Below are 14,805 nucleotides of genomic sequence, written 5' to 3'. Positions count from 1 at the left end.
GCCTACGCTCTTACAGAAAATCGAGGTTCAGAGAACATTCTCCACTACTATCTCTTAAGCTGTCAAAGTTGAAATAATGAGAATGAGTGCGGAAACAGGAGAAAAAAATACTTTTTAGTAGGAGGAGTTACAATGGGCGGCGGAGTAGGTTACGGTTATGGCTGTGGAGCAGGTTACGGATATGGCTACGGAGCAGCATATGTTTTAGTACTGTTCGTTCTGTTAGTTATTATCCTTGGAGCAGGATATGTTCTTTAATTCGGATCATCGATGGAAAGGGGAGCCTCTCCGATAACGGGGACGGCTCTTTTTTTGTTTTTCGGTGAAAATAATTAAGAGAATGGCAAGGATAAAGAAGGTGTAAAGATGCGTTCATCAGAACATATTGATATACTGGTCTCAAAGTGTTTCAAGATATTTACCGCAAAAAAAGAGGTGTCATCGGTGCACATTCGTTACAATATTGGAGCTATAGTGCTGGCTTTTATACTTATTATTTTTGGAGAATTGGTCTGGATCGCGGATCCCTTACGTTATCATGATTTGTACTGGATCGATCTGATCGAGTGGCTGATTTACCTATGTGCTGCTGTGCCTTTACTGTGGATGATTTCCGCTGCAAACTTCATGATAAAAACTTATCGTGCTGCTCAGCCGCATCGGTTAACGCTTAGAACATTCGCTGTATGTATTCCTTCTATATTCATGTTCATCAGTTCCATCGGGGCGGTTGTTCTGATTGCCGCAGATCCCCGACAGTTGACCTTGCTCGGCTTAAGCTTCGCCGCTGCTTGGTTGATGGCGATGGTAAATCTATGCATCGATGAATGCATCAAGAACAAGAGAATGCCGTGGAGAGCGTTCACGATGATCATTGTACAAGTGCTTGGTTTCGTCTTTTTATTGTATCCGACTTCCTACATGGTGACTTATCCGGGGATTACGCTGAATATGCACCGTTATGCTCATGCAGAAGGAGGAGACCCGAAGGGAAGTATTTCCGGGGTGCTGGTCTTTGAACGTCCCGCTTTTCCTGTGGATTGGTTGTACGCGAAAGTATTTCCTCATTACTCATTTGAGAAGAAAGAGGAGCTGGGAATGAGTATTGGCGAATACAGCCAATATGTTCGGATACTGAAAGGAGATGCAAATACGACCGGGAGCGCTGTAGCCTTCCAGAATTTGGGGTTAGGACAAGGCATCGTCTCAGATGGCGTGCAGATTATGGCAGTAACCGTTCAAAGCGAGTCAGCAGGTCATCTGCTTCCGGGCGATATCATTATTGGTCTGGGAGAACAGGCGGTTGCGAGTACAGCGCAGCTCCAAGAGCGAATGAAACAGGTTGTGCCTGGACAAGAAATAGCGGTTGAGGTTCTCAGGAATAATGAACCATTGTCCATTACAGTCCAAACATCGGTTCATCCAGACGATCCCAACCGAGCGCTGCTCGGTGTGCAAATTACAGATCATGTGCAGTATGATTTGCCGATTCCAGTGGTATTTCATCGATATTTGCTGCATGAAGGAGGACCTTCTCACGGAGCAATGCTGGCATTAGCGCTGATTGATCAGCTTACACCGGGCGGGATCACGAACGGTCATCAGGTGGCAGGAACGGGGACCATGGAGAATGATGGAACGATTGGCCGGATCGGAAGCATCCGGCAAAAATCGTTTACCGTGGCTAGAAGCGGAGCAACGGTATTTTTTGTTCCGGAAGGCCAGGAGGAAGAGGCGAGTCGCGGCGTGGATCCAGGGGAACTGCAGATCGTTCCCGTTAAAACATTGCAGGATATCCTGGACTGGCTAAGTCAGCACCCTTACCGTAAATAAAGTGATAATCGGTGCTAATCGTTCTGAGGAGGCTGCTTATTCTTTTTAGAATCATCGAATATGGCTTTCTCCGCAGAATCCATCATTTGTTCAACAATGCCCTCAATATTGTCTGTGGCTGCAATATTTTGCTCTGGAGGTGTCGTCACACCGGCGAAAGTGAATGTGGTTTCATTCATCATGTCTTTTTTCTTTTTCATAACATGGATCTCCTTCATTTGGTTTTTCAATATTGCTCAAGGTTTAGCGTGCTGCAAAGGCATGAAGGATATGCAGGAAGCGCATATCATGCTGGAACCTTCATCAACGATGATAGTCCCATAATATCCGCCATTTTCCGTTTTCTTTCGCAGTAAACACGTTTTGATGGAGGTCAAAGTGGCCATATTTTCCTTTATATGTTTGGATGACTTCGAAACGGTACACGTTTTGCATGGGCAGTGAAGTTTCGGTCATTGTCCAGCTTTTTATTTTTTCCGAGTCTTCAATTTCAAATGTGAAAGTTTCCACGCCAAAATGATTCATAAACACATGGGCACGGTCTTGTATATAGTCTGCTTTGTTAAATTTATCTTTCATGGCAGAGTGAAACAGCTCCCATGAATTGGCGAAATCCCCTTCCTGCTCGTATCTGTAAAACTCAAGAACAGTTTGCTTGGCGTCTCCTTTAGAGGATTGAATCCATGCAAAGACAAGCAGGATGAAGGTTAGGAATAGGACACCAGCGATGACCGCGAAAAGCGTGGCTTTTCGTCGGCGCAGCTTCGTTGCAATCAAGCGATCAGCCTCCTTATGTGGAAAATGAAACGTTAGGGCTTGTATCGATAATTAGTTCATGTATATGCACAAAAACGTCGCAATAGTTGGTTATTCCGAATAGATATACCTTGTTTTTGGCGAGCAAGGTCTGGAGTGTGATGGATTGATGAAAATAGGGAGGCATACAAATGAATGAAATCAAGCTGAGTGTACTGGATTTATCACCGGTTTTTAAACAAGCAGATCCACAGACAGCGCTGCAGCAATCGGTCCGATTGGCCAAAGCTGCCGAACGACTCGGTTATCATCGATACTGGGTGTCTGAACACCATGATATGGAGCAGCTCGCGTCCGCATCTCCGGAAATATTGCTCGCACATATCGGTGCCTTCACGAAAAGCATACGGCTGGGGTCCGGTGCAGTGCTTCTGCCTTACTATAGTCCTTTGAAGGTAGCGGAGACGTTCCATATGCTGTCTGTTCTTTATCCAGGCAGGATTGACCTGGGGGTTGGCAGAGCGCCAGGTGGGACGGCCCACGTTTCTATGGCATTGGGAGGCAATTTTTTGGAACGGGTTCACCAGATGCCGATTCGAGTGAAGGACTTGTCTAAACTGTTGACCCGCCAATACACCTATGAGGATCACGCAGTTCAAGCTCGGCCTATACCTCCTGTAGCTCCTGAACTATGGCTGCTTGGGACGAATGAGAAAAGTGCTGGTTATGCGGCCGAGCAAGGTGCAGGATATGCGTTTGGGCAGTTTATGAGCGATCAAGACGGGGAGCGCATTTGTAGAACCTACCGCGCTTCTTTCCAAAAAAGCATGCTGAGAGAACAACCACAGGTGATGGTTGCGGTTCAAGTGGTATGTGCGAAGACGAATCGAGAGGCGAAGGAACTGGCGGAGCAGCATAGACCTGATGCACCCCAGTCGGGAAACCTCCCGGAGCGTTCGAACAGCTTCAGGAACACACTGATCGGAACTCCCTTGCAGTTGAAAGAGCAGTTGATTGAGATGAAATCGAAATATCAGGCGGATGAATTTATGGTCGTTTGTATGATCCCGGACTACGAGAAAAGAATGAGATCGTACGAGCTGCTTGCTGAGGCGTGCATGGCTGTAATATGAACGAACATGTCTCATAATAGGTTTATAATTATATTTAACCTTCGGTATTTACGCTGTCTCTGTAAATGCTGGGGGATACGTTCTTATATTGTTTAAACATTCTGCTGAAATAATAGATGTCGTTGTATCCGGCAGCTAATGCGATTTCGGAAATGGTCATGGTGGTGCTGCGCAGCAGATGTTCGGCGTGGTGTATACGAATCATATGAACGTATTCCGTTACACTTTTATTCGTTAAATCCCGAAAAACTCTGCTGAAATGAAAGCGGCTCATCTGGATGAGCCCAGCAAGCACATCGACCGTTATTTTTTGTTCGAAATGCTGTTCGATATATTGAAAAATCGGGTTGAACCGTTCTAAATTTCGCAGTCTCGTGTTGTATTCTACCGGTGAAATGATACGGGTTACATAATTTCGAATCAAAATTGTAAGCAGCTGATACAGGTAGGATTTAATCGCCAGCTCGTAACCAAAATCGCGTTCTCTAAATTCCGCGAGCAGTTGATCCATACATTGCTGTATTCGGCTGTCATTTGTAATTTTATGCTGAAACAATATGCGGTTCTGTGCGATGGGGGTGATATATTTGGTGTCGACCGCATCGACAGAGTGGCTGCCAAGGACCGACGTATCGGCAATCAGTGCGAAATAAAGCAAATCCTCCGAAAGGCTCACACCATGATGCAGATCGTTGCTGTTCACAACGACGAGGTCACCCGGACCAACCTCCATAGAGTGAGAATTGCATTCAATTCGAGCCTCGCCGCGGACGAAATACAGAAATTCAATATGCTGATGCCAGTGATGTGGAAACAGCACGACGCCCGCCTCATGGAATTGGCAGTGATTCACTTTAACCGGAAAGTGGGGGTCCGGCATGCTCATCTCCTCACGCAAGTTCAGCTGTTTATTCATCCTGTATTCCTCCTATCGCACATTTTTACAAAAGTATAGCATGATTATATATGGAAACCTAGAGCCGTTCGAATAAAATAAGGAGTAAGCAAGGAACTATTTTATCTCATGATTTGATTCATGATGAATAGGGCAATCCATTTCATAAATGATCTAAATACCGAATTTGTAACTACATATTGTCGATTGAACCGTTCGATACAACACGTAGTTTTGATTAAAGCTGCTCACTTTTCATCATCCAGTCAATCATCTCAGCAGCACAGGGATGTATCCGTTATGACCTGATTCATTCACAAACGAACCGCGAACAGGAAATTCAAAAAAGGAAGCACGTTTATGCAAAAGAACAGCAGCTCAATGGTGTACTAATAATATACCATGTAAGCCCTTACATGTAATGAGGTGCTGTAAAGCCAACATAAGATTTCATGAGGAGGCTGAAAAGCAGATGAAGATTGGATTAAGTACATACAGTTTGTATTCAGCGATTTCATCGGGTGAAATGTCGGTGCTGGATGCGATCGACTGGATTGTGGAGCAGGGTGGTGAACACGTCGAGATTGTTCCCTTAGGCTTTAATCTGAGTGAAAACCCAGAACTGATCACACAAATTCGAGAGCGTGCGAAAGCTGTAGGGCTTGACATATCGAATTATGCGATTGGAGCGAATTTCATTCAACCGAATGAGAAGGCCTACCAGCAAGAGATTGAGAGAGTAAAGAAGGAAGTTGATATCGCACATGCATTAGGGGCTAAGCGGATGAGACACGATGTCGCTTCAAGACCGGAACCTACCATGCAGCATTTTATGCAGGATCTGCCGATGCTGGCGGAAGCATGCCGGCAAATAGCCGATTATGCCGCCGGGTTTGGGATCACGACCAGCGTAGAAAACCACGGTTACTACATCCAGGCAAGCGATCGGGTTCAAGCACTCATCCACGCAGTGGACCATCCCAATTTCAAAACCACACTGGATGTCGGTAATTTCATGTGTGTAGATGAGGAGTCCGTGTCGGCAGTAAAGAAAAATTTGAGCTTTGCCTCGATGGTTCATTTGAAAGATTTCTACCTTCGTCCGTCTTATCAACCTCCAGGGGAAGGTTGGTTCAAAACGGCGAGCGGTAATTATTTGAGAGGTGCCATCGTCGGGCAAGGTGACATCGATATGTGGCAAGTACTGCGTGTCATTAAGGAATCCGGTTATGATGGATATTTATCCATCGAGTTTGAGGGAATGGAAGACTGCAAAAAAGGTTCCAGAATCGGTATGGATAATGCAAGACGCATATGGAATGAAATATAAATTGGATGAAGAGGTGTAAAAGATATGAAAATCAACAACAAAATTGGTGTTATCGTAGACAGCTTCGGAGTTGGTGTTAAAGAAGGCTTGAAAAAGGCGAAGGAAGTAGGGGCGGATGGTGTTCAGATTTATGCGGTCAGAGGGGAAATGGCGCCTGAAAATCTGACAGCCTCGGCTCGTAAAGAATTGAAGGATTATATTTCATCGTTAGGTTTAGAAATCTCCGCCCTCGTAGGAGATTTGGGCGGCCACGGCTTCCAAGACGCAGTGGAGAATGAATGGAAAATCGAAAAATCAAAACGAATTCTCGATTTGGCGGTAGAAATGGGTACCAATATCGTCACGACTCACATTGGCATCGTACCGGATGATGTAAACGGAGAGATCTATCATAATATCCAAAAGGCATGCGAAGAGCTTGGTGTGTATGCCAAAAGCATGAACGCCTATTTTGCGATCGAAACAGGTCCTGAAACCTCGGCTCACTTGAAAAGCTTCCTGGATACACTAAGCACCAACGGCGTGTCTGTTAACTTCGACCCGGCGAACATGGTCATGGTGACTGGGGATGATCCTGTACAAGGCGTGCATTTATTGAAGGATTACATTGTCCATACCCATGCGAAAGATGGGGTACAGTACAAAAAAGTCGATCCACGAAATGTGTACGGTTCTTTAGGATATGAGCCGTTAGATCATGCGAATATTTCCAAAATGGTAACGGAAGGAGAATTTTTCAGAGAAGTTCCATTAGGAGAAGGCCAAGTGGATTGGGATGCATATCTGCAAGCACTACAAGATATTGGTTATACAGGGTACTTGACGATTGAACGTGAAGTAGGAACTCAACCGGAAGTGGATATTGCAAAAGCAGTACAATTTTTAAATCGATATCGAGCATAACTCCAGCTCGAAGTAAGCCGCCTGTGAGGGCGGCTTTTTTGCGCTGTCTTAGAAGTCTTCGTATGTAAATTTTTTACGCCATTGTACGAAATGTAATATCAATAGATGAAGGGGTTATGCTATAATTTGATATATTTCGACATAATTCATCTTTTTTTGATATTCTGGCTTTGGCGGCGAACTTGGAGGTTGCAGATGAGAACACTCGAACAAGCTGAATGCGTAATAGAACCTTCTGAGGATGGAGTTGCTTTGGCCGTATCTGCAAGGCTGGCTGTGATTGATGACGATGAGTTGATACAAATATTACTGTCTGATTATTTTCAGGATGTTGAGATGGGTTTCCGCTTTGATGAGATTCGAACTTACTCCGATGGAGGGATGTTTTTTTTCGATCCATGGCATGTTGAACCAGGCCGATTTGTCATCATTTTAGACGGGGTTCTCCCCAAGATGGATGGATTGGAAGTGCTGCAAAGGCTTCGCTCCATGAAGGGGTCGTCCGAATACATCATTGTCATGCTGACCGATCGGAAATCCGAACAAGATACCGTGATGGCGATGCGGCTTGGTGCGGATGCATATATGTCGAAGCCGTTTCGCTTGGCACAATTAGGGGAAACGATTCGACGTTTGCTCCGAGGGGATGAACAGTCATGATGACGAAGCCACTTCAACTTGCTGTGATTTACATCAGTGCCACCCTTTTGTTGCTATTATGTCTTCTTCTTTATTTGCTGCTGAGAAAATCGGTTGAGAATCAAATGTGGAGGAAGGTTGGTGAACTTGAGAAGGCATACACACTTCCTTTGATTCATTTCTTGCGAAAAGGTGTGGAGAATGAAGCACTTCATTCAGATATGAGTAAAGTCAAGAAGCTGACGCTGGAAAATTTGCTGACTCGCTTTTCGGATCTCGTTTGTGACGAGGAAATCAGGGATCGAATCCGAGCTTTTGCAGAGCGGCATTTGTTACAAACGTATCAAATCAGACTGAATCATCGGCGTTGGACGGTGAGAATGACGACGCTCGTTCAAATTGACAAGCTCGGTATGAAAGCGATGGAGCCGTACATTATACAAAAAACTCGTAAACATCTGCACAATATGCCGTTAGATGAAAAAATTCAGATTTATCGAACGTTGGCTTCTTTGGGAAGCGCTGTTGTTCTTGAGCTTTGCTTTAATGAAGAGGAAGGCTGGTCTGATTATCAGAGAAGAGACATTTTAGATCGAATGCCAAGCGCATTGTTCGACGGAATTTTCAAAAGCTTCGATTCATTGTCTCCGTCATGGAAATGGGCCGTGATCGATACAATCGGGATTTCGCGAAAAACAAACTGGATTCCGCTGGTGGAAACATTCTTGCATTCGGAAGATGTAGAGATCCGTATTCGTTCATTAAAAGCATTATGTATGTTCTCAGATATGCCGGCAAAGCAACAATATATGATTCATGCACGGTCTTCTTATTGGGAGGAACGAATGATGGCAGCGAAGTGGTTTGGCGTATTGAAGCACGAAATGTATCTTCCTGATCTGCAGGAACTGATGACCGATTTATCCTGGTGGGTGCGTTCACAAGCGGCGCAATCGATTCTTCAGTATCCGGATGGCAGGAATGTACTGCACCTTATACGTTCAGGACATGATGACCGTTATGCTAGAGATATGGCCCAAGAATGGCTGGAAAGAGGAAGTGAATATGGAACTTTGGATTAGTGCGTTTTATATAGCTTTCCGCTGGTTCGGCTTTTCTGTATTTTTTTATATGATTACCGTTATGGTGTTTTATACGTTCTTGATGCTCGCATCAGCCATACAGCTTCGCCGTAATTATCATATGACAGCAAGTGAATCGTATGAGGACATGCTCAGAGTCAGCTACACAAAGCCGATCTCCATTTTGGTTCCCGCGTTTAACGAAGAGGCGGGGATTTACGGCAGTATACGTTCCTTGTTAAGTGTCCAATATCCAGAATATGAAATCATCGTGATCAATGACGGTTCTTCAGACCGAACACTCGAGAAGATGATTGAGCAGTTCCAAATGGTAAAAATCCATCATGTGATTCGAAAACAGCTCGATACTGAGCCTGTACGTGCGGTTTATCAATCGACCATTCACAATCATTTGTTCATGATTGATAAGGAAAATGGAGGCAAAGCGGATGCTTTGAATGCGGGGATTAATTTTTCCAGATACCCTTACTTCTGTTCTCTCGATGGAGATTCCGTGTTAGAACGTACAGCATTCCTTAAAGTCATGAAGCCCATTCTGGAATCAAATGATGATGTACTGGCATCCGGCGGAAGTATTCGAATCGCCAACGGCTGTAAAATCGAAAGCGGCTCGGTCGTAAAAGTCGGGTTATCGAAAAAGCCATTGGTTATTATGCAGGAAATTGAATATTTACGAGCTTTTCTAATGGGAAGGATCGGACTCAGCAGACATAACTTGCTGCTCATCGTATCCGGCGCGTTCGGGGTATTTAATAAATATTGGGTCGTAGAAGCGGGTGGATATTTAAAGCATACCGTTGGCGAAGACATGGAGCTGATTGTTCGGCTTCACCGCATGAATCGAGACCGTCAGCTGGGCAAACGAATTATTTACATACCCGATCCCGTATGCTGGACGGAAGCGCCTGAATCGATGAAATATTTGCGCAGACAGAGAAATAGATGGCACCGCGGTCTGACGGAGAGTTTATGGAAGCATAAAGCCATGCTGTTTAACCCGAAATATGGCACCATCGGAACCGTGTCTATGCCTTACTTTTTAATCATTGAATGGTGGAGCCCCGTCGTAGAATTGTGCGCATATATCCTGCTTCTTTCTTCCGTATTGATCGGCGGAATATCTGAATTCACGATCCTGCTGTTTATTGCATCGATTTTATATGGTTCTGTTTTTTCGATGGGAGCCGTTTTGCTTGAGGAATGGACATTGAAGAAGTATCCCCATGTGACCGATATATTGCGTCTTTTCTTCTATGCTTTAACGGAAACGCTTTGGTATAGGCCGTTAACCGTGATCTGGCGATGCCAAGGGATCGTGCAGCAGCTGCTGGGTAAGAAGAGTTGGGGGGAAATGAAAAGAAAGGGGGTCTCCTCGTGAAACTGCGGATCACTAACCTATGGAATAGATGGACATTTGCTGGTGTGATGATCTTTTTGCTGGCGGTGCTGACCTCCCCTTTCTGGCTGTGGAGAATCGCTCCTGCGCATGAAATGAACGTTATTATCGTGGACAAGACCATTCAGGATTTATCGTACCGCGAACATTTAGGACTTCTATGGGTGCTAAACCAGCAAAAGATCGTCAAGCCTGAAGGCGGGTATTATTCATTGGAGGAAGATTATTACGGTTTCCATCCGGAAGAGGGGGAGAGTAAAGAGCTTCCTTCCACTCTGCCCAAAGCGGATTTGATTTATTTAGCTGATACATATGGTGTTTCTCTTGAAGAACCGAGAAATGAAAACGATGCTCAGACATCCCGGCAGACCGGATTGACAGTTTCGGAGGCGGAAGCCATTCGTCAAGGCCTCATCTTCCATGGGGGCACGCTTATTGCTGAATACAACACATTAGCTTATCCGACTACAGAAGAAGCTCGTTTAAATTTGCAGGATTTGCTTCAGTTAAGAGCAAGCGGGTGGATGGGGAAGTATTGGCAAAGCTTGGACCGTGCTAATGTACCGGTATGGGCCGTTCAGATGATGGAGGAGAATGGCACTTCCTGGAAATATACGGGGGAAGGCATATTGTTGGTTCATGAGGAGGATGAGCAGATCGTTGTGCTGGATCGAGACGATTTGGTAGAGCCACGTGTAAAGTTTCACTGGACGGCCGACGGAGAAGAAGCGATGGGTCTGAACGATGACGTTAGATATGACGATTGGTTCGAAATTGTCGAGGCAGAACCATCTTCGGATATATGGGCGGAATATCAGATGGAAACAACGGCTTCCGGGTTGACTAAGCTGGAACAGGCAGGGATTCCAAGCCGTATTCCAGCCGTTATACATCATCAAAATTCCCGATATGACAGCTATTATTTTGCCGGAGATTATGCAGATCAACCAAGTGTTCCGTCGATGTATCAGACGGCGATCATCGATAAGTGGAAACAATGGACTGCACGCGAGGTTCCAGGTGAGAGAGACGCATTTTATTGGAAGGTCTATGTCCCGATGATGAAGAACATTCTGGCAAATGTCCGAAATCATCCAGCTCCGGCGCCTCTGCAATCCCTCGAAACGATAGAGGAGCAGGGAAGCACACTGCATGCACGAACGGGATCAGACTATATTCAAATTTACCAAGATGGTCACTGGAAGGATCTGCTGGTGAAAGGAGTAAATATGGGAATCGCCAAGCCGGGACACTTTCCGGGAGAAACGGCGATTACGAAACAAGAATATTTGCGTTGGTTCCGCCAAATCGGAGAAATGCACGCGAATGCTGTAAGGGTATATACCATTCATCCGCCTGGGTTTTATGAAGCGCTCTTAGAGTATAATCAGACAGCGAAAGAACCGCTGTACTTGCTGCACGGTGTGTGGGTCAATGAGGAGGAGCTGGTCGCCTCAGGTGATGCGTTTACTCCAGAAATTCAGGACGAATTCAAGCAGGAAATTGTACGTATCATTGATGTGGTGCATGGTCGGGCGAGCTTACCTGATCGTCCGGGCCACGCTTCCGGGGTATATACCGCGGATGTGTCGCCGTATTTATTAGCCTGGGTCATTGGAATTGAGTGGGATCCTGACCTGGTCGTATCGACGAATGAGCATCATACTGGATTATCGGATTATGAAGGAAGGTATTTCCGTACTGAGAACGCACAGCCTTTTGAAATATGGCTGGCTGAGATGATGGATTTTACCGCTCAAGTCGAGCAGGATACGTATCATTGGCAGCGTCCAATGAGCTTTACGAATTGGGTGACAACCGATCTTCTTGAACATCCGTCTGAACCGCAGGAAAAGGAAGACATGGTGAGTGTCGATCCGAATGTGATCGTTCCGCAGGAATCATGGCATGCGGGTTACTTTGCCTCGTACCATGTATATCCGTACTATCCGGATTTCTTCAATTATGGACAAAGTCTGTTGAAGTATGTAGACCATCGTGGAGAGGCGAACAGTTATGCAGGCTACTTGCATGAACTGAAAGAAGCGCATACGATGCCGGTACTGATTGCGGAGTTTGGAGTGCCATCTTCACGAGGGCTGACGCATCGTCAAGTATACGGCTGGAATCAAGGATTTCACTCGGAGAAAGAACAGGGTGAAATTGATGCTGGACTGTTCGAGGATATTTTGCATGAGAAGATGGCCGGCGGTCTCGTCTTTACATGGCAGGATGAATGGTTCAAACGTACATGGAACACGATGGACTACGACAATCCAGATCGCAGACCGTTCTGGTCCAACGCGCAGACGAATGAACAGCAGTTTGGCTTACTCAGCTTTGATCCGGGTGATAAGGGGACCCGCATTGTCGTCGATGGAGACGATACGGAATGGGAGAGTGCCGGAGAGCAGAACGAAGAAATAGAGAGGGAAGCGGCAGTGCTGCCCCAAGTGTCCAATAGTCGCAACGTGGAGGAATTGCTCATCACAAGCGATGAAAGGTACGTTTATTTCAAGCTTCGTTTGAGCGGTTCAGAGCCTGTCGATTGGAGCCTTACGAATGTGGCGATATTGGCCGACACCATACCGGTCCAGGGACAACAAGGCATTCCTGACGTCAAGGGACTGAACAGCTCGCGGGGGATTGATTTCGTCATCCAATTGGAAGGACCGGAGCACTCGAGAATGCTGGTTGACAGCTACTATGATACATTTCAATTTCATTACGGCCATATGCTAGACATGATCCCCGCACCGGCATATATGAGCACACCGAATAACGGGGTCTATCATCCGATTCGGCTTGCATTAAATCGAGAGATCACTTATACAGATAAGCAGGGAGATGTTCAGACGATCCCGTTCGATGCCTATGAAACGGGACTGCTCCAATATGGAAACGCGGATCCGCAGGCTGACGATTTCAACTCATTGACCGATGTGGCTGTCAGTGAGAAGGAGCCCGTCATCGAACTGCGAATTCCATGGATGCTGTTCGGAGTGAAAGATCCAAGCACACAGGAGATCATCGGCGACCTATGGAAGCAGGGACTGGAAGAGGGAATACAGGTGGAAGGCTTTTACTTCACGGCACTAAGCTACGATACAGCTTCCGCAGACGATCAAGTCTCGAAAGGCGGAGTGTGGGATCGTTACGAAAGTGCAGATGGTGAATCTCAAGAAATGAAGATGGTTACGGAACAAATGTGGGTTCCCTTCACGTGGGATGAATGGGAGCAGCCAACGTACAGCGAGCGGTTAAAAGCATCCTACTACATGGTTCAGTCTTTGTTCGAAAAGGCAAATTTGGAGTCAGTACATGAATGAAAGCGGGGATAGATTTTTTTCCTCTGCCATTTCGATCTGATAAGATAGGTTTAACAGATTATGTTTAGCAAGGATGAACGGACGATGCATGCCTATACAACTCATTCGCAGCGGCCCAAGCGTGTCATTTCCGTATACGCAGCGGCTGGATTTGCCACCTCACCGCAGTTTATGAGCCATTTCCTGGATCGAATCGAACAAGAACTAGGTCGAGAAGGAATGGTACTTCGAGCGGAACTTTTGTTTCCTTACGGTGATTGGCATCTGAACAAAATGCGGCAGCTGCGAGAAATTGCTTCGGATTTACGGTTAAGCATAAAAAAACGACACTTTTCTGTAGGAGGACGGCGAATCTTATCCACGCTTCATAAGGAGGATCGAATTACAGGGGATGAGTTGATCCTTATCGGGCATAGTGCCGGGGGATTGGCTGCAATGCACGCAGCACATCGCTTAATGGAGCTCAATGATCGTGACGGAGCTTCCTCTACAATTCCGAATGTAAAGGTGATTCAGATAGGTTCTCCTCGCTGCCGGGTACCAAAGAAACTGCAGCGGAGTTCTTTATATGTGTATGCGACGAACGCAAAAGGGCGTGTAACGGATCCCATCACTAAGATGGGGAGCTGGAGCGGGTGGCCTATCGTTACACATCGCAAGCTGCTTCGAGATCCCCTCTTTTACGCGCCGGATTCCATTCAAGGAGTCCAAACGATTGGCGGACATAAGGATTATTTTAGACATATGCCGCCGTTTGTGAATGAAGCCGGATGTACGAATTTGGATGTAACCGTTCAAGCGATCATGAATTGGCTAAAGTTATGAGTAAAAGCTGCAGCAAGAGAGGGATATGCTGCAGCTTTTGATGAACTCGGGAAAGATTGGCCTTAATAGATCCGATGGATGATGTCCTCGAAGTCCGGTTCCTCCATATGAATATCTTCGATCTGTCCCCAGCGACTTAATTCCTGTACGATGTCAAAAGCCTTAAGCTGACTCCGGTTTCCTTCCACTACAACGCCATTCTCCGATATTTCCTTGACCCTTAGCAGCGGTGTGCCGGCCATGGTAGTATGATGCTCAGATGCAGCATGAAGCAGAGAATCAGGGATGTGATAGCGGCCGTTGTATGTCACGCGAATGAGGGTGGGTAGGCCGATCATATTTCGAAGCTGATCAGTTGTACCGTCATAAGCCAGTTTACCGCCGTTAATGACCATCACTCTTCTGCACAGCTGTTCGATATCGTCCATATCATGCGTCGTCAGCAATATGGTTTTGCCCCAGTCTTCATTTAAAGCTTTCAAAAAACCGCGTATTTTTCGTTTCGCGATAACATCTAATCCAATGGTAGGTTCATCTAACTCAACTTTCGCAGAGCCAAAATCGGGTTAATGGCAAGTGCAGCATGAGTTTGTGATCGATTAGATCGAATGCTTGACGACATAGAAAAACACCGCTTCGTTTGGTAAGGTAAGAGTGTCGAAT

14 protein-coding genes are annotated in these 14,805 nt (G+C 45.9%); 10 read left to right on the top strand and 4 right to left on the bottom strand.

Annotated features, from left to right (window positions below; genetic code table 11):
- Window positions 1-132: 132 nt before the first annotated feature.
- Window positions 133-258 carry a sporulation protein YjcZ gene (locus ACFPXP_RS09660; RefSeq protein WP_379893999.1) on the top strand — a complete coding sequence of 42 codons (126 nt, stop codon included), beginning with the start codon at window positions 133-135 and terminating at the stop codon, window positions 256-258.
- A 186-nt stretch (window positions 259-444) separates the two neighbouring features.
- Window positions 445-1,833 carry a PDZ domain-containing protein gene (locus tag ACFPXP_RS09655; RefSeq protein ID WP_379893998.1) on the top strand — a complete coding sequence of 463 codons (1,389 nt, stop codon included), beginning with the start codon at window positions 445-447 and terminating at the stop codon, window positions 1,831-1,833.
- A gap of 14 nt (window positions 1,834-1,847) precedes the next feature.
- Here the strand turns inward: ACFPXP_RS09655 and ACFPXP_RS09650 are convergent, their stop codons facing one another.
- Both ACFPXP_RS09650 and ACFPXP_RS09645 read right to left on the bottom strand, forming a co-directional pair.
- Window positions 1,848-2,033, bottom strand: a complete 186-nt coding sequence (locus tag ACFPXP_RS09650; RefSeq protein WP_379893997.1) for a hypothetical protein — start codon at window positions 2,031-2,033, stop codon at window positions 1,848-1,850.
- 103 nt (window positions 2,034-2,136) lie between these two features.
- A complete protein-coding gene (locus ACFPXP_RS09645) occupies window positions 2,137-2,610 on the bottom strand; it encodes a hypothetical protein (RefSeq protein ID WP_379893996.1) in 474 nt (157 codons plus the stop codon).
- Between the two features lie 170 nt (window positions 2,611-2,780).
- Between ACFPXP_RS09645 and ACFPXP_RS09640 the strand changes: the two genes are divergently transcribed.
- Complete coding sequence (locus ACFPXP_RS09640; protein ID WP_379893995.1) at window positions 2,781-3,722, top strand: LLM class flavin-dependent oxidoreductase; 942 nt, start codon at window positions 2,781-2,783, stop codon at window positions 3,720-3,722.
- Between the two features lie 34 nt (window positions 3,723-3,756).
- Here the strand turns inward: ACFPXP_RS09640 and ACFPXP_RS09635 are convergent, their stop codons facing one another.
- Window positions 3,757-4,638: a helix-turn-helix domain-containing protein gene (locus ACFPXP_RS09635; RefSeq protein WP_379893994.1), complete on the bottom strand. Its 882-nt coding sequence runs from the start codon at window positions 4,636-4,638 to the stop codon at window positions 3,757-3,759.
- A 451-nt stretch (window positions 4,639-5,089) separates the two neighbouring features.
- On the opposite strand from ACFPXP_RS09635, the gene ACFPXP_RS09630 reads away from it, so the two are divergent.
- From ACFPXP_RS09630 to ACFPXP_RS09600, 7 genes are all read left to right on the top strand, one after another.
- Window positions 5,090-5,947 (top strand): sugar phosphate isomerase/epimerase family protein, encoded by an 858-nt coding sequence (locus ACFPXP_RS09630; protein WP_379893993.1) that lies wholly within the window; start codon window positions 5,090-5,092, stop codon window positions 5,945-5,947.
- A 24-nt stretch (window positions 5,948-5,971) separates the two neighbouring features.
- Window positions 5,972-6,850 (top strand): sugar phosphate isomerase/epimerase family protein, encoded by an 879-nt coding sequence (locus tag ACFPXP_RS09625; RefSeq protein ID WP_379893992.1) that lies wholly within the window; start codon window positions 5,972-5,974, stop codon window positions 6,848-6,850.
- Window positions 6,851-7,045: 195 nt separating this feature from the next.
- Window positions 7,046-7,510, top strand: coding sequence for a response regulator transcription factor (locus ACFPXP_RS09620; RefSeq protein WP_379893991.1), 465 nt, complete (start codon window positions 7,046-7,048; stop codon window positions 7,508-7,510).
- Window positions 7,507-8,571, top strand: coding sequence for a HEAT repeat domain-containing protein (locus ACFPXP_RS09615; protein WP_379893990.1), 1,065 nt, complete (start codon window positions 7,507-7,509; stop codon window positions 8,569-8,571). Before ACFPXP_RS09620 ends, ACFPXP_RS09615 begins: the two co-directional genes overlap by 4 nt.
- Entirely contained in the window at window positions 8,555-9,970 is a 1,416-nt protein-coding gene (locus ACFPXP_RS09610; RefSeq protein ID WP_379893989.1) for a glycosyltransferase family 2 protein, read from the top strand. Before ACFPXP_RS09615 ends, ACFPXP_RS09610 begins: the two co-directional genes overlap by 17 nt.
- Window positions 9,967-13,317 (top strand): hypothetical protein, encoded by a 3,351-nt coding sequence (locus tag ACFPXP_RS09605; protein WP_379893988.1) that lies wholly within the window; start codon window positions 9,967-9,969, stop codon window positions 13,315-13,317. Before ACFPXP_RS09610 ends, ACFPXP_RS09605 begins: the two co-directional genes overlap by 4 nt.
- 84 nt (window positions 13,318-13,401) lie before the next feature.
- Window positions 13,402-14,142, top strand: a complete 741-nt coding sequence (locus ACFPXP_RS09600; RefSeq protein ID WP_379893987.1) for a hypothetical protein — start codon at window positions 13,402-13,404, stop codon at window positions 14,140-14,142.
- A 62-nt stretch (window positions 14,143-14,204) separates the two neighbouring features.
- On the opposite strand, the gene ACFPXP_RS09595 is transcribed toward ACFPXP_RS09600, so the two are convergent.
- Complete coding sequence (locus ACFPXP_RS09595; RefSeq protein ID WP_379893986.1) at window positions 14,205-14,624, bottom strand: hypothetical protein; 420 nt, start codon at window positions 14,622-14,624, stop codon at window positions 14,205-14,207.
- Between the last annotated feature and the right edge of the window lie 181 nt (window positions 14,625-14,805).

It is taken from the genome of Marinicrinis lubricantis (assembly GCF_042658665.1).
Taxonomy (GTDB): Bacteria; Bacillota; Bacilli; order Paenibacillales; family KCTC-33676; genus Marinicrinis; species Marinicrinis lubricantis.
This window is presented reverse-complemented; position numbering and strand designations above follow the sequence as displayed.